The 3,524-nt window shown below is 67.6% G+C and carries 4 protein-coding genes and 1 tRNA gene; all 5 read right to left on the reverse strand.

The genetic code is table 11. The annotated features are described in order from the left end of the window. Nucleotides 1–39: 39 nt before the first annotated feature. The gene (locus ACFSVL_RS32195; protein ID WP_378309486.1) at nt 40–699 is read right to left on the reverse strand and encodes a DUF2637 domain-containing protein; all 660 of its coding nucleotides are present in this window, start codon (nt 697–699) and stop codon (nt 40–42) included. Next, complete coding sequence (locus tag ACFSVL_RS32200) at nt 696–1,730, reverse strand: tyrosine-type recombinase/integrase (RefSeq protein ID WP_378309488.1); 1,035 nt, start codon at nt 1,728–1,730, stop codon at nt 696–698. The genes ACFSVL_RS32195 and ACFSVL_RS32200 overlap by 4 nt, the downstream gene beginning before the upstream one ends. Then, nucleotides 1,720–2,187 (reverse strand): hypothetical protein, encoded by a 468-nt coding sequence (locus ACFSVL_RS32205; protein ID WP_378309490.1) that lies wholly within the window; start codon nt 2,185–2,187, stop codon nt 1,720–1,722. The genes ACFSVL_RS32200 and ACFSVL_RS32205 overlap by 11 nt, the downstream gene beginning before the upstream one ends. Before the next feature lie 107 nt (nt 2,188–2,294). After that, nucleotides 2,295–2,381, reverse strand: a tRNA-Leu gene (locus tag ACFSVL_RS32210). Between the two features lie 256 nt (nt 2,382–2,637). After that, nucleotides 2,638–2,868, reverse strand: coding sequence for a hypothetical protein (locus tag ACFSVL_RS32215; RefSeq protein ID WP_378309491.1), 231 nt, complete (start codon nt 2,866–2,868; stop codon nt 2,638–2,640). Between the last annotated feature and the right edge of the window lie 656 nt (nt 2,869–3,524).

Consider the following 3,524-nt stretch of genomic DNA (forward strand, 5'->3'; position numbering starts at 1 on the left):
GAGCCCGCCCGCGTCTCAAGCCGTGGATTGGCTAGTGGGTCAGGCGGCGAGGATCCTCGGCCGCTCCGGTTCTTTCTCCAATTGGGCGATCCGGCCGGTTGCTTTCCAGCCGCGCAGGATGCGGCGCCCGTAGTTGTGGGTGTTGGCCACGCGATCGAGTTCCGCGCCTGTCGGCGCGCGGCCCCGGGCATGTTCGTGAACGAAGTGCTGCCACATTCGTTCCTCGGCTGTCGGCTGTTCGGTCTCGGACTCGAATTCCGGGCTGTGCACTGCGGTCTCGCCGGACGTCTCGGCTGTCTCGCCCGGCTGCGCGGAGCTGCGGTGCAGCGCGCGGTTGAACAGTTCGACCGCGAGGAGGAGCGCGATGGGCGGGCTTGCGGCGACGATGACGCTAAGGACAGTGAGGTTCTCGGCGGCACCGATGTTCGCGCAGAGCGAGAGCGAGATCCCGAAGCCGAAGGCAGCCGATGCGGTCCGGCGGCCGGTGTCAGCGGTGCGTTTCCAGAGTTCGACGGTCGCGATGACGAGGAGGCCGTCGACGATGCCCGGCCAGATCGCGGCGGTCGTCTGATCAGCGCCGAAGCGGAGCGCGAAGGTGCGTCCGTGTCGGTAGGAGGCGTAGGCGGCGCCGAGCGCGACGAGAGCGGTGCAGGCGCATTGCACGGCGAGGGAAGCGGTCCATCGCGGGGTTCGGGTCATGACCTGCCTCCCGGAATGTTTCGGTGGGCCAAGGGGTGTGGCTCGCCGGTGAGGGCGGCCAGAGCGGCGGCGACGTCGTGGATGGAGGCTTTGATGTAGGTGACGGTGGAGTTGTCGGAGGAGTCGAAATGCCCGGCGTAGGCGTGGGCCACGCCGAAGCCGAAGCGGCGTTCGACCCAGGTGAGGGTGGTGTGGCGGAGCCAGTGGGTGGAGATGTTCTGGTTGCGCACGAACGGGAGATGCTGCCCGGTCCGTTTCCAGAGGTGGTCGTAGCGGCGTTTGGTGATCGGCTCGCCGCTGCGATACCGCAGCAGCTGCCCGTCGGGGTGCGTCGAGCCGCGCTGGGAGCCGTGGTCGAGAAGAAGCCGCATCAGTGTCGGCGACACCGGCTGGAAGCGGCTGGTGCCTTCCTTTTCCCGGAGGTAGACGAGACATTCGTCGGGTTCGAGGTCTCGGGGGCGGAGCGCGAGTGCGCCGCCGCGGCGGCCGGCGGTCTCGGTGTGGAGGCGGAGCAGGAGGGTGTCGAGGTCGGGGTCGTCGCCGGTCTCAGCGGCGACGATGTTGATGTCGGTGAGTTCCTCGGTGGTGAGGGCTCGGCGTGGCGAGGGCAGGCGTCGGGGTTTCGCGACTTTGAGCGCGGGGTTCTGGAGTTCGGTGATGAGTTCGTCGTCGACGGCGTGGCGGTAGAGGCAGCGCAAAGCGGCGATGAAGTTCTCCATCGCGTACCTGCCGCCGCGGGAGTTGCTCCGCACCAACGCCGTCGCCCGGGATCTCTCGGCGAGCGCCTTGATCTCCGACGGGGTGGGTTCGTCGATCCGCCGGTTGCCCCACGCTGCCTCGGCCTGTGCCCAGTAGCTGGAGTAGGAGCGTGCGGTGGCGGGGGACACCGAGCGCGCCACCACCGGGATGTAGAGGGAGAAGGTCGGCATTTCGGCCGTTGGTTCCGGTTGGTTGAGCAGGTCGGCCGGGGTGAGGCCCATTTTCGAGAGCAGGAGCCGGGCGGCGTCGAGTTCGGCTTGGCTAGTGGTCATCGCCGCTGCCTCCGATCAGGGAGGCGTGCCGGGCGAGGACGATCTTGTCGAGTGCGGCAGTCGGGTGAACGACCAGGATGTTCTCTCGGGTGTCGGCGACGAGCAGTGCCTGGTCGCCGGTGTGAAGGCGGCAGGGGCGGCGGAGCCGGAGCGGGACGACGACTTTGCGTTTGGGGTCCAGGGCGAATACGCCGTGCCGGTCCGGGCGGAACACCACAGAGGTCCCGACGACGGTGGCGGCGAGCCGGACCGAGGTCCGCCACTGGAGCCGCGCGAGGAGAGTGGTCGCGGACAGCCGTCCGGAGGCATCGAGACGGGACAGCGCGTAGACCAGCTCCGCCTGCCGGGCAGGAGCCGGGGGAGCAGGCAACGGGAGCCGTTCGTTGTCCGGAGCAAGCGCCGCGAGAGTCCCGGCGGGCCCGGCTCCTGGGATGAGCCGTGGTACGACGGCGGTCATGCGGACCACCGTCCCGAGACCGTGACAAGGCTGGTCAACGAGGAAAGCCGACCACCCTTGTGCTGGGTGATCGGCTGCTGCGAGACTTGGGGAAATCTCACCAGTTTTGGTGTCCGAGGGGGGACTTGAACCCCCACGTCCGTTAAGGACACTAGCACCTCAAGCTAGCGCGTCTGCCATTCCGCCACTCGGACTTGCTGATGAAGAGAGTATACGACGCCGGAACCCATGTTTTCAGGGGGGTAGGTAACCATCGTGACGGGTGGCGTGAAATAATCATATGTTCGGATCATCCGCGAGTCTCCGCAAGAATTACCAGGTCAACCGGCCTTTGGTGATCGTTTGCGCCTGGGCGGAGGCTACGCCCGCTGTCCGCACCGCGTGGGCAGAGCATCTTCAGCGAGGATCTCGCTGAAGATCAGGTGCCCGTTGTCCGGGATGCGGCAACCGCTAGGCGCGACGCAGCAGTTGAGCCCGCGTGAGGTCCTCCACCGAGATGATTTCCGGGTGCGCGGGCTTGCGCGAGCGGACAACGCGCTCCGGCGCTGCCTGACGGAACCGCACCACTTTTCCGGCCGCCACGTCCTCCGGGTCCACCGGCATCTCCTGTTGCGTCCAACGAAGTCCTTCGCTGTCGTCGGCCGCGCCTGGTTCCGGCCCTTCGACCAAGTCGGCACTCACCGGGACTCGAACCGCGGCCGCGGCGGCGTGTCATCCATCAGCTTCCCGTCGAGCATCGGGTCCGCGCACAGCGACAGCATCTGGCGGCGAGGGCGTCGGAGACGCTGAAGAACTCCCGCCCAAGGCGGACACCTCTCCAGAAGAGGAGCCGCCGCTGGTACCCCCGGTTCTAGGCTGACCCGACCTGTCGACCGCCAGTGCCGACGGCGAGAATCGTCTTTCGGACTTGCCTTTGGAGCGCTTTCCGGAGATCTGCATTCGAGGGCGGCGGACCGGAACGAGACGCCCGCGCCGACATCGACCGGCGTGTCCGCGATCAGGCAACGCCTCGACGGCTCGTGCCGATCAAGCCCCGTTCGCCGCCGGCTCCGCAACGCCGGCTTGCCTCATCGCGCGTACTGGCCAATCATCGCGCCGTCGCGGGGAGGGAGAACCTCGGCGGCCCGAGCCAGGTGACTGTGCTGAACCGGCGATCTGATCAACAGTGGTGCCCCGTAAGGAGTTCCTTGTTCGGCGGCCCCGCGCTCCGGGGACCGGCGCCTCGGCCGTCGATCGTGCGCCGCCGCCCCTAGCGAACCCTCTAGGGGTGGAGTTCAAAACGTACTGATCGGTATGTTTTGCCGGGTTTCGGAACACACCGCCCGGGGGTATGGCAC

Source organism: Amycolatopsis silviterrae (assembly GCF_042684085.1).
Classification (GTDB): domain Bacteria; phylum Actinomycetota; class Actinomycetes; order Mycobacteriales; family Pseudonocardiaceae; genus Amycolatopsis; species Amycolatopsis silviterrae.